Raw genomic sequence first — 16,651 nt, 5'->3', positions numbered from 1 at the left:
CAAGGCTTTGACAACTAAGAAACATTTGACCATTGCGCTGGATGCGATGGGCGGCGATAGCGGCCCCGAGGTGGTGATTCCCGGGGCCGCGCTCTGCGCCGAGCGCCACCCCGGGGTGCGCTTCCTGCTGGTGGGCGACCGCGCCCGGGTGGCTCCGCTGGTCGAGCGCTATCCCAAGCTCAAGCAGCGCGCCGAGATCCGCCACACGGACGTGTTCGTGACCATGGACGCCAAGCCCAGCCAGGCGCTGCGCCAGGGCCGCGGCAAGAGCAGCATGTGGCTGGCCATCGATGCCGTGCGCGCGGGCGAAGCCGATGCGGCCGTCTCCGCCGGCAACACCGGCGCGCTGATGGCCATGGCCCGCTTTGTGCTGAAAACCCTTCCCGGCATTTCCCGCCCGGCGATCGCCGCCATGTGGCCGACGCTCAGGAGCGAGAGCGTGGTGCTCGACGTGGGCGCCACCATCGGCGCTGACGCGCGCCAGCTCGTCGAATTCGCGGTGATGGGCGAAGCCATGGCGCGCTGCCTCCTCGGGCTCGACAAGCCCACGGTGGGCCTGCTTAACGTCGGCGTCGAGGAGATCAAGGGTCAGGAGCAGGTGAAGGAGGCGGGCCGCATCCTGCGCGACTCCAAGCTTCCCATCGAATACATGGGTTTCGTCGAGGGCGACGACATCGGCAAGGGCACGGTGGACGTTGTCGTCACCGAGGGCTTCACCGGCAATATTGCGCTCAAGGCGGCGGAAGGCACGGCCAAGCAGCTCTCGGCCTATCTGCGCCGGTGCCTGCAGCGCACGCTGCTGTCCAGGATCGGCGCCGTCCTGGCGCAGGGCGCCTTCAAGGCGCTGAAGGACCGCATGGACCCAAGAAAGCACAATGGCGGCGTGTTTTTGGGCCTCAATGGCGTGGTGGTGAAAAGCCACGGCGGCACCGATGCGCTGGGCTTCGCCACGGCGATCGACGTGGCGCTGGAGATCGTGCGCAACGACCTCGTGAACAAGATCAAGACTGACGTGGAACTGATGACGGGGCTGCTGAAACAACCAGAAGTTCCAGCGGAAGCCAACCCATGAACGATCACGCGAAGACCGCGATCAGATCCGTCATCGCCGGGTGCGGGTCGGCGCTGCCGCAGCGCGTGATGACCAATGCCGACATGTCGAAGATCGTCGACACCAGCGACGGCTGGATCGTCGAACGCACCGGAATAAAGTCCCGCCACATCGCGGGCGAGGGCGAGACGACGCGCACGCTGGCAACGCTTGCCGCAAAGCGCGCGCTGGAGCACGCTGGCATCGCCGCGGAGATGGTCGATCTTATCATCCTTGCCACCGCGACGCCGGACAATACGTTCCCCGCCACGGCGACGCTGGTGCAGGCCGACCTCGGCATCACCCAGGGTGCGGCCTTTGACGTGCAGGCGGTGTGCTCCGGCTTCGTCTATGCGCTGAGCGTGGCGGACGCGATGCTGAAGGCGGGGCAGGGGACTTGCGCGCTGGTGATCGGCTCCGAAACCTTTTCGCGCATCCTCGACTGGACCGACCGCGGCACCTGCGTGCTGTTCGGCGATGGCGCCGGCGCGGTGGTGCTGAAGGCGGAGCAGCATCCGGATGTGCCGGAGAGCCCCGGCATCCTCGTCACCCGCATCCGCTCCGACGGGCGGCACAGCGACAAGCTCTATGTCGATGGCGGACCGTCGACCACCGGGACGGTGGGCCACCTGCGCATGGAAGGCCGCGAGGTGTTCAAGCATGCCGTCACCAATATTGCATCGGTCATGGACGAGACGATGAAGCTGGCGCATGTGACGCCCGGCGAGGTCGACTGGTTCGTGCCGCACCAGGCCAACCGCCGCATCCTCGAGGGCACCGCCAGGAAACTCGGCATCCGCGAGGACCGCATCGTCATGACGCTGGACAAGCACGGCAACACCTCCGCCGCCTCGATCCCGCTGGCCTTCGACGTGGCGGTGAAGGATGGCCGGATCAAGAAGGGCGAACTTGTGCTGTTCGAGGCCATGGGCGGCGGCTTCACCTGGGGGGCGGTTCTGGCCCGATATTGAAATTTCAGCCGTAACCCCTTGAGTTACCCGATTTTTCCTGTTGACCGGCGGCTGGGCGCACCGTAATTTCTAAATTCTTGCAGGGGATTCAGAATGGCTGGCAAGACTCTCACCCGTGCCGATCTCAGTGAAGCTGTCCACCGTCAGATCGGGCTGTCGCGCAGCGAGTCGGCGGACCTGGTGAAGAGCATGCTCGACATGATGTCCGAGCATCTGGTCACCGGCGAGACGGTGAAGCTCTCGTCCTTCGGCACCTTCATGGTGCGCTCGAAGAACGGCCGTGTCGGCCGCAACCCGAAGACGGGGGAGGAAGTTCCGATCACCCCCCGCCGTGTGCTCGTGTTCCGTCCCAGCCAGGTGATGAAGAACGTCATCAATGGCCTCGAAGGCGGCTCCGAGGAAGAGTAGGCTTTCGCGGCACGCCGCATCTTAAGGAGGGATGCCGCATGGTAGAAAAATCTCCCGACGCTTTCCGCACCATCAGCGAGGCGGCCGAGGAACTGGACGTGCCGCAGCATGTGCTGCGCTTCTGGGAAACCCGGTTTACCCAGATCAAGCCGATGAAACGGGCCGGCGGGCGGCGCTATTACCGGCCGGCTGACGTGGAGCTCCTGCAGGGCATCCGCAGCCTTCTCTACAAGGAGGGCTACACCATCCGCGGCGTGCAGAAGATCCTTAAGGAGGATGGCGCAGTCTATGTGGCGGGCGTCGGCCGCGGCGAAGTCGAACCGAGGAAGCGCGAGGGCGAGATGGCTTCCGCCCCGCCGCCTGGCATGTCGAAGCCGGCGCCACGGGTGAAAGACGGCAAGCCTGTTACGGCGCCGGCGGAGCCGCCAGCTCAGCCGCTGCTTCCGCTGGGCGAGGTGCGGGTGGTGGTGAACCGCCTGTCCGAAAGCCATGCCGATATGTTGCGCGCGGCTCTGCGCGACCTTGGCGATGCGCGGCGGATTCTCGATCCGTCGCAGAGTCGCTGAGGACGCGAATAAGGCTTTCGCTCCAGCCGGAAGAATGCTAGAGCCGCACCGTGTCGGAGCGTAGCGCAGCCCGGTAGCGCACTATTCTGGGGGGATAGGGGTCGCTGGTTCGAATCCAGTCGCTCCGACCATCAATAACAAGAACGTGTTAGAACAGGGACTTGGCAGAAATGCCCGGTCCTTTTATTGTCGCCGGGCTGGGTTCGGCCGGTGACGGGTTAAGCCGATTTTTTGCCGTCCGTCAGGCAAGTAATTTACCCTAAAGCGCCTCAGAAAACCTTTGCAGATTAACCACTTATGATCACCATAGACAGATGAAATCGACTACATAGAAAAGTTTCAGGATGTTTTCATCGGGCGTTGACGGTAATTTCTTCCTCAACACGGCAGCGGAAGGATTGCACATGTCCGGCGAACTGGACCCCCGGCTGGTCGGCCTCCTCAAGGCTTCGCTCAGCTTCATCGATGCCCTGCGCGACATCGGGGTCGAGGGAGAAATCGCGGTCAAGATCGACCGCGACGGAGCGCGGCAGCTGGTGAACGTGGTCGACGTCCACGAACGCGGCCGGAACGGCGTCAACATCGCAGGTTTGCGCTTCGAATGGCCCAAGACCGATGCCGTGGAGGCCTTCGCCGAGAACGACAACGATGGCGACTTGCCCCTCGTGAACGACGAGACGCCGGCGCTCAAGTGACGCTGGCGCTCCGGCAGCGGTTTGTTTCCCGCCTGAGCCTCAGGCGGCGTCGGGCTTCGACATCCAGCGGATCAGGCCCATGATCACCGGCAGCCAGCCCACGCCCGCCACGATGTAAAAGGGGAGTTCGAAGGCCATGCCGCGGCCGACCACCAGAACGCCGCCCACGGCCATCATCGCCAGCGCATAGACGATGATGAAGAGGACGGAGGCGAAGGTGCCGATTGCCTTGCGAGTCCGCATCTTCATGGGCAGCCTGATACGGGATTGCCGGGGCTGACGCAAGCTCCCCCCACTGCGGCGCTTCATCACTTGAACTGCCGGGCGGCTCCGCCGTATTGCGCTCGCATGACCGCCGAAACCCTGAATTTCCGCCAGACCGCCGCCACGCCCTATGTCAGGGCCTGGCTTTTCGGCGTGGCGGCCCTGATCTTTTGCATGGTAATCGTGGGTGGCGCCACCAGGCTCACCGACAGCGGGCTGTCCATCACAGAATGGAAGCCGCTGCTGGGCGCTATTCCGCCGATGACCGAGGCGCAGTGGCTCGATGCCTTCCGGAAATACCAGCAGATCCCGGAGTACCACCTTGTTAACAAGGGGATGTCGCTCGCGGAGTTCGAGTTCATCTACTGGTGGGAATGGTCGCATCGCTTCCTTGGCCGGGTGATCGGCCTCGCCTTCTTCCTGCCCTTCGCCTATTTCGCGGTGACGGGGGCGCTCAACCGCTCCACGGCGATCCGCTGCGGCATCTTGTTCATCCTCGGCGGGCTGCAGGGGGCGCTCGGCTGGTACATGGTGGCCTCCGGCCTCGTCGGCCGGGTGGACGTGAGCCAGTACCGGCTGGCCGCGCATCTGTCGCTTGCCACCTTCATCTATGGCGCGATCCTGTGGGTGGGGTTCGGGCTCGGCCGCAAGCGCCATGTGCCGGAGACCGGGGGGCAGTGGCTGGCGCTGCTGATCGCGGCGCTGGTTCTGCTGCAGATCGCGGCAGGCGGTTTCGTGGCGGGACTGGACGCCGGCTTCGGCTACAACAGCTGGCCGCTGATCGACGGCGCGGTGGTGCCCAAAGGCCTGTTCGCGGCCGAGCCATGGTGGCGCAACCTGTTCGAGAATGCGCTGACCGTGCAGTTCAATCACCGCAACCTGGCCTATGTGATTTTCCTCCTCGTGGCCGCGCAGGCCTATGCGGCGAGGAGCCGCGCCAGCCTCCTGCTGCTTCTGGCGGTGCTGGCGCAGATCGCGCTTGGCGTTTGGACGCTGCTGTGGGCGGTGCCGCTGTGGCTGGGCCTTGCGCACCAGGGGGGCGCAATGGTGGTGTTCGCGGCGGCGATCTGGAACCTGCACACCATGCTGAAAGGCGAGCGCGTGCCGGTGCTGCGGGAGGTGAGGGTCCAATAGGGTTCATTCCTCGCCCCCACGCAGTGGGGGAGAGGAATTAAGAACGCTGCGCTTACGAGATCGCCTGATCCAGGTCGGCGATGATGTCTTCCACATCTTCCAGCCCGACAGACAGGCGAACGACGTCCGGGCTTGCTCCCGCCAGCTTGAGCTGGTCGGGGTTCAGCTGGCTGTGGGTCGTCGAGGCCGGGTGGATGATCAGCGATCGGGTGTCGCCGATGTTGGCGAGATGCGAGAGCAACTTGGCCGAGGAAACCGCGCGCACGCCCGCGTCATAGCCGCCCTTGAGGCCGAAGGTGAAGACGGCGCCCGCACCCTTCGGGCAGTATTTCTGCTGCAGCGCGTGGTGCTTGTCGCCCGGGAGGCCTGCATAGTTCACCCACGAGACATTGGGGTGCTTCGACAGCCATTCGGCCACCTTCAGCGCATTGTCGCAATGGCGCTGCATGCGCAGGCCCAGCGTTTCCATGCCGGTGAGGATGAGGAAGGCGTTGAGCGGCGCGATCGACGGACCCAAGTCGCGCAGGCCCAGCACGCGCGCCGCGATGGCGAAGGCGATGTTGCCGAACGTCTCATGCAGTTTGAGGCCGTGATAGGAGCCGTTGGGCTCCGACAGCAGCGGATAGCGGCCGGACTTTGACCAATCGAAATTGCCGCCATCGACGATGACGCCGCCCATCGAGTTGCCGTGGCCGCCCATGAACTTGGTGAGCGAGTGGAGCACGATGTTGGCGCCATGCTCGAAGGGACGGCAGAGGTAGGGGGTGGCCATCGTGTTATCGACGATGAGCGGCACGCCCGCCTTCTGCGCGATCTTGGCGACGGCTTCAATGTCCATCACGCGGCCGCCGGGGTTGGCGAGGGATTCGATGAAGATCGCCTTGGTCTTGGGCGAGATCGCCTTCTCGAAGGAGGAAAGATCATCGCCATCGGCCCACACCACGTGCCAGCCGAAGGACTTGAAGGAGTGGCTGAACTGGTTGATCGAGCCGCCATAGAGCTGGCGCGCGGCCACGAACTCGTCGCCCGGCTGCATGATGGTGTGGAAGGCGAGAAGCTGGGCCGCATGGCCCGAGGCCACGGCGAGCGAGGCCGTGCCGCCTTCAAGCGCCGTCACCTTGCCCTCGAGCGCACCCTGCGTGGGGTTCATGATACGCGTGTAGATGTTGCCGAAGGCCCGGAGCGCGAAGAGGTCAGAGGCATGCTGCACGTCGTTGAAGACGTAAGCGGTGGTCTGGTAGATCGGCGTGATGCGCGCCCCCGTCGCGGGGTCGGGCGCCTGTCCGGCATGCAGCGCCAGCGTGTCGAAACCGGGTTTTCTCTCGGCCATTGTGTCGTCTCCCGTTTGTTGTGGGGAGGGAGTCTATCGCGGGTTGTGGCGGAGGACAATTGAGGGATTTTGACGGGAGCTCTGCCGGTGCGGCCGGACGTCAGGTCACCATGGCAGCATGCGGCCGAAGATTGCGTCCTTGTCGATGAACTGGTGCTTCAGGGCGGCGAGCACGTGGAGGCCGATGAAGACCATGGCGGCATTGGCGCCGAGCCCGTGAAGTTCACCGGCCCATTCGCCCGAGAAGGGGGGCTGCGGCATGGCGAAGAGACCGAAGACCTGCGCCTGCGCCATCGCCGGCACTTCCTCCGAGAAGCCGCCGAAGGCGATCCAGCCGGTGAGCGGGACGGCGATGAGCAGGAGGTAGAAAAGCCCGTGCAGCGATTTGGAGCCCACCACCTCATAGCGCTTCATGCTGGCTGGATAGGCGGGTGCGGTGTGGGTGAGGCGCCAGACGATGCGCAGCACGGTGAGCAGCAGGATCGAGACGCCGAGGCTCACATGGATCGAGGGTTCGAAGGTGGCGTTGGCGGTGTCGCCCGCCTTGGCGAGGTGCTCGCCCTCCTTCATCAGGTCCTCGCCGAAGAACACCATGTAGATCATCAGCACGGCGGTCAGCCAGTGGATGATCATGGCAACACCGTCATAACGGTTCTTGGGGACAAGGCTCATGTTAACTCCGGTCTTTCTGTTTCCGCCGATGAGACGTTTGGAGCGCCGCCGATCCGCCGTCCTTGACCGCGATCAATAGCCACGTTTGGGGCCAAGCCCAAGGCTTTGCATTCTGCCGCTTTCATGCAGCGCCTGCTTCTTGGAGGAAATGACGCCTGAATCGCCGCCGACCCAAGCCCATTCGCCCGACAGCTTTCCGTATTCCATCTTGGGGCAGCGGTTCATGACGACCCTGAGGCCCGCCGCCTCGGCGCGCGCCGCGGCCCCGTCGTTCCTGACCGAGAGCTGCATCCAGATGACGCCCGGTTTCGGATCGAGCGCCAGCGCCTCGCCGGTGATGGGACCTGCGGCCTCCGAATTGCGGAAGATGTCCACCATGTCCACGGGCTTGGGAATGTCCTTCAGCGCGGCGTAGACGGTTTGGCCAAGGATCTGCTGGCCAGCGAGGCCGGGGTTGACCGGGATTACCTCATAGCCTTTGTCCATGAGGTACTTCATGACGAAGTAGGACGGCCGCACCTCGTTGGCCGAGGCGCCGACCAGCGCGATGGTCTTCACCGATTGCAGGATGGAGCGGATGTAGTGCGGCGAATAGCTGTCGTGGTTCACGGCTCATCCGTCCAGTCGGGCGGGCGCTTGGCGATGAAGGCGGCGATCCCTTCCTCGGCGTCGCGCCGCAAGAGGTTCTCGGTCATCACGCGCGCGGTATAGGCATAGGCCTCGGCCAGCGGCAGGTCGCGCTGGCGGTAGAAGGCCTGCTTTCCGGTCTTGACCGTGACCATGGACTTGGCGGCGATCTTCGCGGCGAGCGCGTTCACCGCGGCGGTGAGTTGGGCCGCGGGCACCACGCGGTTGACGAGGCCGAAGCGCAGCGCATCCCCGGCGCCGAAGACATCGCCCGTCAGCAGCATTTCCATGGCATGTTTCGAGGACAGATTGCGCGACAGGGCCACCATGGGGGTGGAGCAGAAGAGCCCGATGTTGACGCCGGGCGTGCAGAACCCTGCGCCTTCTCCCGCGATGGCGAGATCGCAGCTGGCGACGAGTTGGCAGCCCGCCGCACTGGCGAGCCCCGCCACTTCGGCGATGACGGGCTTGGGGTTATTGACGATGCCGAGCATCAGCTCTGCGCAGGAGCCGAACAGCGATGCGAAATAGGCCGCACCCTTGTCGGCATCCGCGCGGCGCGCGGTGATTTCCTTGAGATTATGGCCAGACGAAAAGGCCGGACCTTCGCCCGCCAGCACGATGACGCGCACCGCCTTGTCTCCGGCCGCCGCATCGAGCGCTTCGCGCAGCGCCGCCATCATCGCCTCGGAGAGGCTGTTGCGGCTGGCCGCGTCCGACAGCGTGAGGCGCAGCACGCCGCCCGACAGGGCGGAGAGCAGGAGCGCCGTCATTCTTCCTCGATGTCGAGCTGCTTCAGCTTCGGGCCATAGACCGGATCGTTCATCAGCTCCTGGATGACCTTCTTGTTGTTGTCGGACGGGATGAGCGCCTTCAGCGCCTTCACCATCTTGTCCTTCATGTCCTGGGCCAGTTCCGTGTCGTCCTCCACCTCCTTGATCTGCTGCTCAAGGTCCGAAGTCTGGTCGTCCGTGACTGAGGAATAGGTGAGGCCCAGCGTGGTGACGGCGAGGTTCCAGTCGGAGACGTTGGCAAAGCCGGCGGCCTTCACATCCGCCTCGAACTTCTTGCCATCCGGCGTCTGATCGACGAAGTCCTGCAGGTTCTCGTACTGGTCGAGGTTGGTGTCGGCATATTTGGTTTTGGCCATGATGTAGCTGTCGAGCGCGCGCTTGGCGAGTTCGGGCGTCAGCTCCATGGTCTCGATGGTCGGGATTTCGCCGAGGCTCAGCTCGCCGTCCGGTGTGTCGCCATTGTCCTGGGGCAAGGCGCCGTCCTGCCCGCCGGACATATCGGGCGTGGTCTGTTCTTGAGGCGCTGGCTCGGCCGCCGCAGCCGGGGGCGTGGCGGGGGCGGGCGCGGTGGCCTGTGGCGTTGCCGGGGCTCCGGCGGAGGGCTCCGCCGGAGCGGGCAGAGGTGTGGCCGCCTGGGCGAGAACAGTGTGGTCCCCCGTGCGCGCGGTGGCGGCCTGGGCGGCCGGCATGGCGAGGCTGGCCACGGCTGCGAGTGTCACGAAAATGCGTGCTGTCATCTGTGCTTTCCTGCTGGCGTAAAGTCTAGGCCATGGCGGGTGGCGGGGGAAGGGCGATTTCGGGGTGGCTATGCTCTCTGCGGTATCATGTTACCACAGCAATTTTCTGCGGCGTTTTCCGGTGTTTTCCTTGACAGGCCGGCGTCTGGTCCCTAATCAGCACGGCATCGAGCGGGGTACGGAGGCTTTAGTCTTTCCCCTCTCATCTTTGACCCCGTAACACCAGAGACAAGCGGATGACAACCTATTCGGCGAAAGCCAAGGACATCGTGAAGGACTGGGTGCTGATCGACGCGGAAGGCCTCGTCGTCGGCCGCCTGGCCGCCATCATCGCGAACCGCCTGCGCGGCAAGCACAAGGCCACCTTCACCCCCCACATGGATTGCGGCGACCACGTCGTCGTCATCAATGCCGGGAAGATCCACTTCACCGGCAAGAAGAAAGAGCAGAAGAGCTACTTCCACCACACCGGCTTCCCGGGTGGCATCAAGGAGCGCAATGCCGGCAAGATCCTCGAGGGCAAGTACCCCGAGCGCGTGCTGGAACTTGCCGTGAAGCGAATGCTTCCCGGCGGTTCCTTGAAGCGCCAGCAAATGACGCACCTCAAGATCTATGGCGGCGCCGCGCACCCCCATGACGCGCAGAAGCCCAGGAAGCTCGACATCAAGTCCATGAACCCCAAGAATGCGGTGAGAGGCTGACATGGCTGAACGCAAATCCCTCGCAGATCTCGGCCAGGCCATGGGCGTGGCTCCCGCTTCCGGCGGGGCCTCGGCTGCTGCCGCTGCTCCTGCCAAGCCCAAGCTCGATGCCCAGGGCCGCGCCTATGCGACCGGCCGCCGCAAGAACGCCACCTCGCGCGTCTGGATCAAGCGCGGCAAGGGCAAGATCACCATCAACGGCAAGCCGATCGAGACCTATTTCGCCCGCTCCGTGCTGCGCATGCTCGTCCAGCAGCCGCTGATGACGGTGAACCGCGCCACCGAACTCGACATTGACTGCACGGTTGCCGGCGGCGGCCTGTCCGGCCAGGCCGGCGCCGTCCGCCACGGGCTTGCCCGTGCGCTCACCTATTTCGAGCCCGAACTGCGCCAGGCCCTGAAGAAGGCCGGCTTCCTCACGCGCGACCCCCGCATGGTCGAGCGCAAGAAGTACGGCCACCCCAAGGCCCGCCGCAGCTTCCAGTTCTCGAAGCGCTGAGCACGCAGCAGATTTCAGTCTGCTTTTTCCAAAGGGGCTGCCGGAAGGCGGCCCCTTTCCTTTAGCGGCGTGCCGATCTCAGGATTTCAGTCAGCTGGTCGGCCAGAGCACTGCTCCTTGCGGGAAACCTGCCATCGAGAGCCGCCGTGCCCACCGTGAAGCCTGCAGCGCCGGCCGCTGCCAGGGCGGCGATCTGCTCCAGTCGTTCGATGGAGCCCGCGACGATGACGGGCTTTCGCGCTGCCCGCACGGCTGCCGCGATCAGCTTCGGTGCATCGCCATCGTGCCGCCATGCCAGGAGATCGATGCCCGAGACTGCGTCATGGCGAGTCAGCGCGGCTGCGCTTGCTGCGATGTCCTCCGGGGTTCCCGTCAGGATGCTCGGGTGGCCATGAACCGTCCCGGCGAAGGGAAGGTAGGCTATGCCCGATCCCGCGACCAGGGGCAGTGCCGCTTCGACGTTCACGCCGCCCAGCAAGCAGTCGACGCCGAGGCGAATCCCCGATGCGATCGACGCGATCTCGGCAGCAGGATCCAGAGAGACGACCTCCAGATAGGCCTTGCCTCCAGCGCTCCGGATGCGCCGCGTGAGGGCGGCGAGATCGTCGAACGGCAGCCCCACGTCCTTGAAGCCGATATGCCGGACCCCGCAGCCGAGCGCGGTGTCTAGATGCGCGGCGGCATCGGCGACCGTTCGGTCGTTGCGGGTGAGCATGAAGATGAAGTCGAGGTCAGCCATGATGGACGTCCTGGTTCTCCCATAGTTTTACCGCGTAGTCGAAGGCAGTCTCCAGGCTACTTGAATCGGCGATGCCGCGGCCGGCGATGTCGAAGGCCGTTCCGTGGTCGGGGCTGGTGCGGATGAACGGCAGGCCGAGCGTGATGTTCACGCCTCTTGCCAGTCCGAGGTATTTGAGGGGGATCAGGCCCTGGTCGTGATATTGCGCAACCACGACGTCGAACCGGCCGTCGCGGGCCTGCATGAAAACCGTGTCGCCGGGCCACGGCCCTGAAACATCCATGCCTTCGGCACATGCCGCCCTCACGGCCGGCCGGATGATGCGTTCTTCCTCATCCCCGAAGAGCCCTCCTTCCCCAGCGTGCGGGTTGAGCCCCGCCACCGCGATCCGCGGGCGAGGTACACCGAGGGCCTGCGTGCCCTGGTGAGCCAGGCGGATCGCCGTCATCTGCGCCGGGAAGTCCGCGCTGCGGATGGCCTGCATGAGCGAGCAGTGCACGGTGACGAGCACCGTACGAATCTCGTCATTCGCAAGCATCATCGCGACACGCGGAGAACCGCTCAACTCGGCGAGCATCTCGGTGTGCCCCGGATAGGCGACGGATGCGGCAGCGAGTGCTTCCTTGTTGATGGGCGCAGTGACAATGCCCGCGACCCGCCCGGACTGGGCCAACTCCACGGCCGCTGCGATGGCGTCGTAGGCAGCTTGCCCACATGCAGCACTAACGCGGCCGAAGGGCGGCGCCTCGGCCACATGAGACGTCTTCAGGACGTTGAGACGTCCAGCCTGCGCGTCCTCCGGCGCAGAGATGGAGCTGAGCGGCGCCGGGCAGTCGAGGAGGCGCAGAGCGCGTCCGAAGACCCCCGGATCGCCCACGGCGATCCAGCGGTGTTGCCCCGGGCGGCGCATGAACATTTTCACGACGGTCTCGGGGCCGATCCCGGCTGGATCGCCCATCGTCACGGCGATCGGAGGAGATTCACGGCTCAACGGCGTCTTCCTTTCGTGTGAGAGCTTCCAGGGCACCCGGCACCAGTGATATGGACGCAACAATAAGAGAATGATATCCAAAGAATCTGACGTTTATCAGTGAGGATTGATCACCAATGCGCCGGTCGGAGATTCCGTCCCTCGATGATCTGCGGGCCTTTGAGACGATTGCCCGAAAGGGGTCGGTGCGCGCTGCCGCCGAGGAACTGGCCCTGACTCATGGTGCCGTCAGCCGCCGGGCCGCGAACCTTGCGGGGTCCCTGGGCCTCACGCTGCTTGAACCCGATGGCCGTGGGCTGCGGCTCACGCAGGATGGCGCACAGCTCGCGGCGGCGGCAACGCAAGCTTTCGGTTTGCTGTCCAGGACATTGCAGGAGATCAGGCACCGCCAGTCGGCGCCGCCGGTCCTGCTGTCCTGCGAAAGATCGCTGGCCATGCGCTGGCTGATTCCCCGCCTCTCGAGCTTTCAGGACCGTCACCCTGAGATCGAGGTGCATCTGTCTACCGGCGGGGGAACGCTGGACTTCGCCCGCGACCGGATCGCACTGGCCTTGCGGCGCCTGGACTTTCCCCTACAACCCGACTGGTCGGTGCAGTCCCTCATGCCGGAGAGGGTGGGGCCCGTGCATCAGCCCAAGCTTGGCGACGCATTCCAGAAGGGTGACTACGTCGCCATCGGCAGCACAACACGTCCGGATGCCTGGCAGAACTGGCTGCGCGAACATCCCGATGCCCCCAAACCCCGAAGCATGCGCATGCTCGATCATCATTTCCTGGTGATCGAAGCTGCTCTTTCCGGCCTCGGGGTGGCACTTTGCCCACGCGTGCTGGTGCGACAGGACGTCAATCAGTCACGCCTGGCGGCGCCCTACGGGTTCGATCCCGACGGGACGGCCTACGGCCTTATCTCTCCGAAGACCGCGGCAAGCTCAGCCGGCACGGCGGCGCTGTGCGCGTGGCTCTTTCAGGTCGCGGCAGAGGACCGGGCCTAGAGGAAAGTGGGCAAGGGATTCAGAGCGAATCCAGCGCGTTGGAGATGCTGTCGAAGGCCTCGAGAGTCTTGGGCGTGGCCTCGAGCAGCACCGAGCGCTTGTCGGAACTGTCGCCGCGGCGCTCCACCCAGCCGCCGTCGACGAGCTTCTTGAGCTTGGCGCTGATGGTCGGGAAGGTGCCGTGGGCGGGGTCCCGCATCAGGTGGGAGACCCGCATCGGCTCGTTGTTGATCTGGGCCGTGGTGATGGCATGGAGCAGTTCGCGCATCATGAAGTCGAGCTCATGAAGCCCGTGCTGCTTTTCGGCCTCGAGGATTGCCTGGCGGAGTGTGGTGTACTCTATTGTGCGTCTCTTTGCGGCGGCGGGGTCCGCGTTGAGGTCAAATCACGTCTGCTGGGCGCGATCACTATACCTCAACAGAAATCATAATTACAATTTTTACTATATTGGAAATGGTCCTCTTTGGCAAACTTTCATGGTGCATCGCACAGTCTACGCTATACACAGCCCGGAGCTTCCGCTCCGCGGGAAACGTTGAGGATCCATGCCTCCGCTCATTCGCTTTCTTCTGAAATGGTCGCTCATCGGCATGGCTGCGGGATGGGTGTTTGTCGCGATGCTGCTCGCGGCCGATATCGGCGGCGTGCGGACGCTTCTCGGCAAGGCCGAGAGCCCGTTGCTGTGGGTCTTCGTGTTCGCTTTTTCCTTCGGCATCTCCTTCTCGCAGGTCACCGTGCTGGCCGCGGTGCTGCTGCGGGATGATTTCGGCGGCCGCGGCCATTCCGGCAATGACCGGCTGGAGCGCTGGAAGGCGGGCGGCAGCGCCGAACTGGATGCCGAGGCGGATAGAAGCTAGATCCCGGCGACCGGTTCAAGGCATCTTGAGCGTGTCGAGATAAGCGATGATGGCGGTCACGTCATCCGGCTCGAAGGCGAATTCCGGCATGTTGTTGTGGCCGGTGACGATGCCCTCGGCCAGCGCCTCCTGCAGCGCATCGGGGTCGTACTTCTTGACCACGTTGCGGAACGGCGGGGCCTTCCCGTTGGGCGACGTGCTGCTGGCGTCGATGGCGTGGCAGCGCGCGCAGTTCGAGCGCAAGAGGTCGAAGCCGCGGGCGGCCTGGGTTTCCTCCGACTTCTGGCCGGTGCCGAGGCTCATGACGAAGGCTGTCAGCGCCTCGGCCTGGGGCTGCGTCACATCCCAGTCGGGCATGAGGGGATGGCGCACGGCAAGGCCGTCCATGAAACCGTCGATCAATTCCTCGCGGTCATAGTTCTTGGCGATCTCGCGGAATGGCGGGCTGTCGGCGAGCGGGCTTTCGCCGGTGGCCTCGATATTGTGGCACTTGGTGCAGTTGATGGTGGCGAGGCGGTTGCCCTCGGCCACCAGCTTCGGGTCCTCCGCCGCGACGGCGGGAAGGGTGAAGGCGAGGAGGGCCAAGAGGGGAAGGGCGATTCGCATGGGTGTCCTTGTCTCATCCTCTCCTGCGGCGGGCCTTGACCGGGGTCAACCCCGTCACTCTGCCCGGGTCTTCACATAGGAGCCGGGCGCATCTTCGATCACGCGAAGCTTGCCGCTGCCGGGCGTGGGCGCCTTCACCTTGGGGCCGGACTTGTCCGCCATCCATTTCGCCCAGTCCGGCCACCAGGAGCCGGGGTGCTCGGTGGCGCCCGCGAGCCAGTCCTCGATGGCCGCTGCGCCCTTGTCATTGGTCCAGTACTGGTACTTGTTGGCGTCGGGCGGATTGACGACGCCGGCGATGTGGCCCGAGCCGGAGACGACGAGCCTGGTGGGCCCGCCGAAATAGCGGCCAACGCGGAACACCGAGGCCAGGGGTGCGATGTGGTCCTCGCGCGCCGCCAGATTATAGATCGGCATCTTCACCTTCTTGAGGTCGATCCTCACATTGTCGAGCACCATCTTTCCCTGTGACAGCTTGTTCGACATATAGCATTCACGCAGATAGAAGGAATGGACGCCCGCCGGCATGCGGGTCGAATCGGCATTCCAGTACAAGAGGTCGAAAGGCATCGGGTCCTTGCCCAGCATGTAGTTATTGACGACATAGGACCAGATCAGATCGTTGGAGCGCAGCAGGTTGAAGGCGTCCGCCATGCGGGCGCCGGGGAGATACCCCTTGTCCTTCATGCGGTCTTCGATCCACTTCACCTGTTCCTCGTCGACATAGACGAGGAGATCGCCCGCCTTCTCGAAATCGACCTGGGTGGTGAGGAAGGTGGCGGAATTGACGCGCTGGTCGTTCTGCGCGGCCATCCAGCCGAGCGAAGCCGCGGTGAGCGTGCCGCCGATGCAATAGCCGATGACATTGACTTTGGGCGCGCCCGTGGCGTCGAGGGCCGCCTGCACCGCTTCGAGGAAGCCTTCGCGCATGTAATCGGAAAAGCTCTTGCGGGCTTGCTTCTCATCCGCATTCACCCACGAGACGATGAACACGGTGAGGCCTTGGTCCACCGCCCATTTGACGAAGGACTTATTTGCATTGAGGTCGAGGATATAGAACTTGTTGATCCACGGCGGGAAGATGACGAGGGGGTATTCGTAGGTCTCAGCCTTCGTGGGCGAATACTGGATGAGCTCGAAGGTCTCGTTGCGGAACACCAACATGCCGGGCGTCGTCGCGATGTTGCGGCCGATCTCGAAGGCCGTCATGTCGGTCTGCTTGATGCGCAGCCGGCCGTCGGGCGTCTGCATGTCTTCCTGCAGGTGCTTGAGGCCCTCGATGAGGTTGGCGCCATTGGTGGCGAGTGTGGTGCGCAGCACTTCCGGGTTGGTGAAGCCGAAGTTCGAGGGCGAGATGGCGTTGGCGATCTGCTCCACATAAAAACGCGCCTTGCGGCGGGTGTGCTCGTCCACGCCCCCGGCGTTCTTCACCATGTCCTGCGCCCAGTTGGCGGAAATCAGGTAGAACTGCTTGAGGAAATCGAAGACGGTGTTTTCCTGCCAGTCCTTGTCCTTGAAGCGCTTGTCGTTGCGGGCGGGCTCGGCCACTGGGGCGGGATGCTCGCCCAGCGCCTTGGCCCAGGCGTTCTGCCAGAGCTGGGTATAGGAGTTCCACAGCTGCATCTGGGCATCCATCAGCTTCTGCGGATCGTTCATGTAGGACTGGGTGATGGCGCCCAGCGTCTTCGACACCTGCTCCATGGGGGTGATCTGCGTCTCGGCTTCGGTCAGGACCGGTTTCGGCTGCTCCGCCACCATGCGGGCAATCCCCGCCGCCTGCTCGAACACGCGCGCCATGTTCTGGGCAAACTGCACGGGGTCCGCCAGCTGAAACTGGGCGGGTGGTTGCGGCGCGTTGGCCTGCGGTTTCCCGGGCTTCTGTTCGGGCGTCCTGTCCGTCATGGCCTGCTCTTGAAAGGCGAATATGGCGGAAGTGTAAAGGGCCTGGGTGGAAAGGCAAATTGGCAATGAGGAGGGG

General features: G+C 64.4%; 21 protein-coding genes and 1 tRNA gene. 11 read left to right on the top strand and 11 right to left on the bottom strand.

Annotated elements, in window-relative coordinates:
• Positions 1-25 precede the first annotated feature (25 nt).
• The 6 genes from plsX to IOC82_RS09750 all read left to right on the top strand — a co-directional run bounded on the left by plsX (position 26) and on the right by IOC82_RS09750 (position 3,730).
• Complete coding sequence (gene plsX, locus IOC82_RS09775) at positions 26-1,072, top strand: phosphate acyltransferase PlsX (RefSeq protein WP_290545995.1); 1,047 nt, start codon at positions 26-28, stop codon at positions 1,070-1,072.
• The gene (locus tag IOC82_RS09770; RefSeq protein WP_290545994.1) at positions 1,069-2,061 is read left to right on the top strand and encodes a beta-ketoacyl-ACP synthase III; all 993 of its coding nucleotides are present in this window, start codon (positions 1,069-1,071) and stop codon (positions 2,059-2,061) included. The genes plsX and IOC82_RS09770 overlap by 4 nt, the downstream gene beginning before the upstream one ends.
• Before the next feature lie 93 nt (positions 2,062-2,154).
• Positions 2,155-2,469, top strand: a complete 315-nt coding sequence (locus IOC82_RS09765) for an integration host factor subunit alpha (RefSeq protein ID WP_290545993.1) — start codon at positions 2,155-2,157, stop codon at positions 2,467-2,469.
• Positions 2,470-2,507: 38 nt separating this feature from the next.
• The gene (locus IOC82_RS09760; RefSeq protein WP_290545992.1) at positions 2,508-3,035 is read left to right on the top strand and encodes a MerR family transcriptional regulator; all 528 of its coding nucleotides are present in this window, start codon (positions 2,508-2,510) and stop codon (positions 3,033-3,035) included.
• 54 nt (positions 3,036-3,089) lie between these two features.
• Positions 3,090-3,166 (top strand) — tRNA-Pro (locus tag IOC82_RS09755).
• A 273-nt stretch (positions 3,167-3,439) separates the two neighbouring features.
• Positions 3,440-3,730, top strand: coding sequence for a hypothetical protein (locus tag IOC82_RS09750; protein WP_290545991.1), 291 nt, complete (start codon positions 3,440-3,442; stop codon positions 3,728-3,730).
• A gap of 39 nt (positions 3,731-3,769) precedes the next feature.
• On the opposite strand, the gene IOC82_RS09745 is transcribed toward IOC82_RS09750, so the two are convergent.
• Positions 3,770-3,979: a DUF2842 domain-containing protein gene (locus tag IOC82_RS09745; RefSeq protein ID WP_290545990.1), complete on the bottom strand. Its 210-nt coding sequence runs from the start codon at positions 3,977-3,979 to the stop codon at positions 3,770-3,772.
• A 99-nt stretch (positions 3,980-4,078) separates the two neighbouring features.
• On the opposite strand from IOC82_RS09745, the gene IOC82_RS09740 reads away from it, so the two are divergent.
• Entirely contained in the window at positions 4,079-5,128 is a 1,050-nt protein-coding gene (locus IOC82_RS09740) for a COX15/CtaA family protein (RefSeq protein ID WP_290545989.1), read from the top strand.
• A gap of 52 nt (positions 5,129-5,180) precedes the next feature.
• Here IOC82_RS09740 and IOC82_RS09735 read toward each other — a convergent pair whose 3' ends face one another.
• The 5 genes from IOC82_RS09735 to IOC82_RS09715 form a co-directional block, all read right to left on the bottom strand.
• Entirely contained in the window at positions 5,181-6,458 is a 1,278-nt protein-coding gene (locus IOC82_RS09735; RefSeq protein ID WP_290545988.1) for an O-acetylhomoserine aminocarboxypropyltransferase, read from the bottom strand.
• Positions 6,459-6,563: 105 nt separating this feature from the next.
• Complete coding sequence (locus IOC82_RS09730; RefSeq protein WP_290545987.1) at positions 6,564-7,130, bottom strand: cytochrome b; 567 nt, start codon at positions 7,128-7,130, stop codon at positions 6,564-6,566.
• Positions 7,131-7,202: 72 nt separating this feature from the next.
• On the bottom strand, positions 7,203-7,739 hold the full coding sequence (locus IOC82_RS09725) for a CoA-binding protein (protein WP_290545986.1): 537 nt from the start codon (positions 7,737-7,739) through the stop codon (positions 7,203-7,205).
• A complete protein-coding gene (locus tag IOC82_RS09720) occupies positions 7,736-8,530 on the bottom strand; it encodes an enoyl-CoA hydratase (RefSeq protein WP_290545985.1) in 795 nt (264 codons plus the stop codon). The genes IOC82_RS09725 and IOC82_RS09720 overlap by 4 nt, the downstream gene beginning before the upstream one ends.
• Complete coding sequence (locus tag IOC82_RS09715) at positions 8,527-9,288, bottom strand: hypothetical protein (protein ID WP_290545984.1); 762 nt, start codon at positions 9,286-9,288, stop codon at positions 8,527-8,529. Before IOC82_RS09715 ends, IOC82_RS09720 begins: the two co-directional genes overlap by 4 nt.
• A 236-nt stretch (positions 9,289-9,524) precedes the next feature.
• Between IOC82_RS09715 and rplM the strand changes: the two genes are divergently transcribed.
• The gene (rplM, locus tag IOC82_RS09710) at positions 9,525-9,989 is read left to right on the top strand and encodes a 50S ribosomal protein L13 (RefSeq protein WP_290545983.1); all 465 of its coding nucleotides are present in this window, start codon (positions 9,525-9,527) and stop codon (positions 9,987-9,989) included.
• A gap of 1 nt (position 9,990) precedes the next feature.
• Positions 9,991-10,488 (top strand): 30S ribosomal protein S9, encoded by a 498-nt coding sequence (rpsI, locus tag IOC82_RS09705; protein WP_290545982.1) that lies wholly within the window; start codon positions 9,991-9,993, stop codon positions 10,486-10,488.
• A gap of 61 nt (positions 10,489-10,549) precedes the next feature.
• Here the strand turns inward: rpsI and IOC82_RS09700 are convergent, their stop codons facing one another.
• On the bottom strand, positions 10,550-11,227 hold the full coding sequence (locus tag IOC82_RS09700) for a 4-hydroxythreonine-4-phosphate dehydrogenase (protein WP_290545981.1): 678 nt from the start codon (positions 11,225-11,227) through the stop codon (positions 10,550-10,552).
• On the bottom strand, positions 11,220-12,218 hold the full coding sequence (pdxA, locus tag IOC82_RS09695) for a 4-hydroxythreonine-4-phosphate dehydrogenase PdxA (protein ID WP_290545980.1): 999 nt from the start codon (positions 12,216-12,218) through the stop codon (positions 11,220-11,222). Before pdxA ends, IOC82_RS09700 begins: the two co-directional genes overlap by 8 nt.
• Before the next feature lie 116 nt (positions 12,219-12,334).
• On the opposite strand from pdxA, the gene IOC82_RS09690 reads away from it, so the two are divergent.
• Positions 12,335-13,210, top strand: a complete 876-nt coding sequence (locus IOC82_RS09690; RefSeq protein WP_290545979.1) for a LysR substrate-binding domain-containing protein — start codon at positions 12,335-12,337, stop codon at positions 13,208-13,210.
• Positions 13,211-13,229: 19 nt separating this feature from the next.
• On the opposite strand, the gene IOC82_RS09685 is transcribed toward IOC82_RS09690, so the two are convergent.
• Positions 13,230-13,481: a winged helix DNA-binding protein gene (locus tag IOC82_RS09685; protein WP_290545978.1), complete on the bottom strand. Its 252-nt coding sequence runs from the start codon at positions 13,479-13,481 to the stop codon at positions 13,230-13,232.
• A 274-nt stretch (positions 13,482-13,755) separates the two neighbouring features.
• Between IOC82_RS09685 and IOC82_RS09680 the strand changes: the two genes are divergently transcribed.
• A complete protein-coding gene (locus IOC82_RS09680) occupies positions 13,756-14,067 on the top strand; it encodes a hypothetical protein (protein WP_290545977.1) in 312 nt (103 codons plus the stop codon).
• 15 nt (positions 14,068-14,082) lie between these two features.
• Here the strand turns inward: IOC82_RS09680 and IOC82_RS09675 are convergent, their stop codons facing one another.
• Together IOC82_RS09675 and phaC are read right to left on the bottom strand one after the other, a co-directional pair.
• Entirely contained in the window at positions 14,083-14,673 is a 591-nt protein-coding gene (locus IOC82_RS09675; protein ID WP_290545976.1) for a c-type cytochrome, read from the bottom strand.
• A 54-nt stretch (positions 14,674-14,727) separates the two neighbouring features.
• Complete coding sequence (gene phaC / locus IOC82_RS09670) at positions 14,728-16,575, bottom strand: class I poly(R)-hydroxyalkanoic acid synthase (RefSeq protein ID WP_290545975.1); 1,848 nt, start codon at positions 16,573-16,575, stop codon at positions 14,728-14,730.
• Positions 16,576-16,651 lie beyond the last annotated feature (76 nt).

The sequence above is a fragment of the Aestuariivirga sp. genome (genome assembly GCF_020252395.1).
In the GTDB taxonomy this organism is placed as follows: Bacteria; Pseudomonadota; Alphaproteobacteria; order Rhizobiales; family Aestuariivirgaceae; genus Aestuariivirga.
The sequence above is the reverse complement of the archived record's forward strand: the minus strand, read 5'-3'. Positions and strand labels throughout refer to the sequence as shown.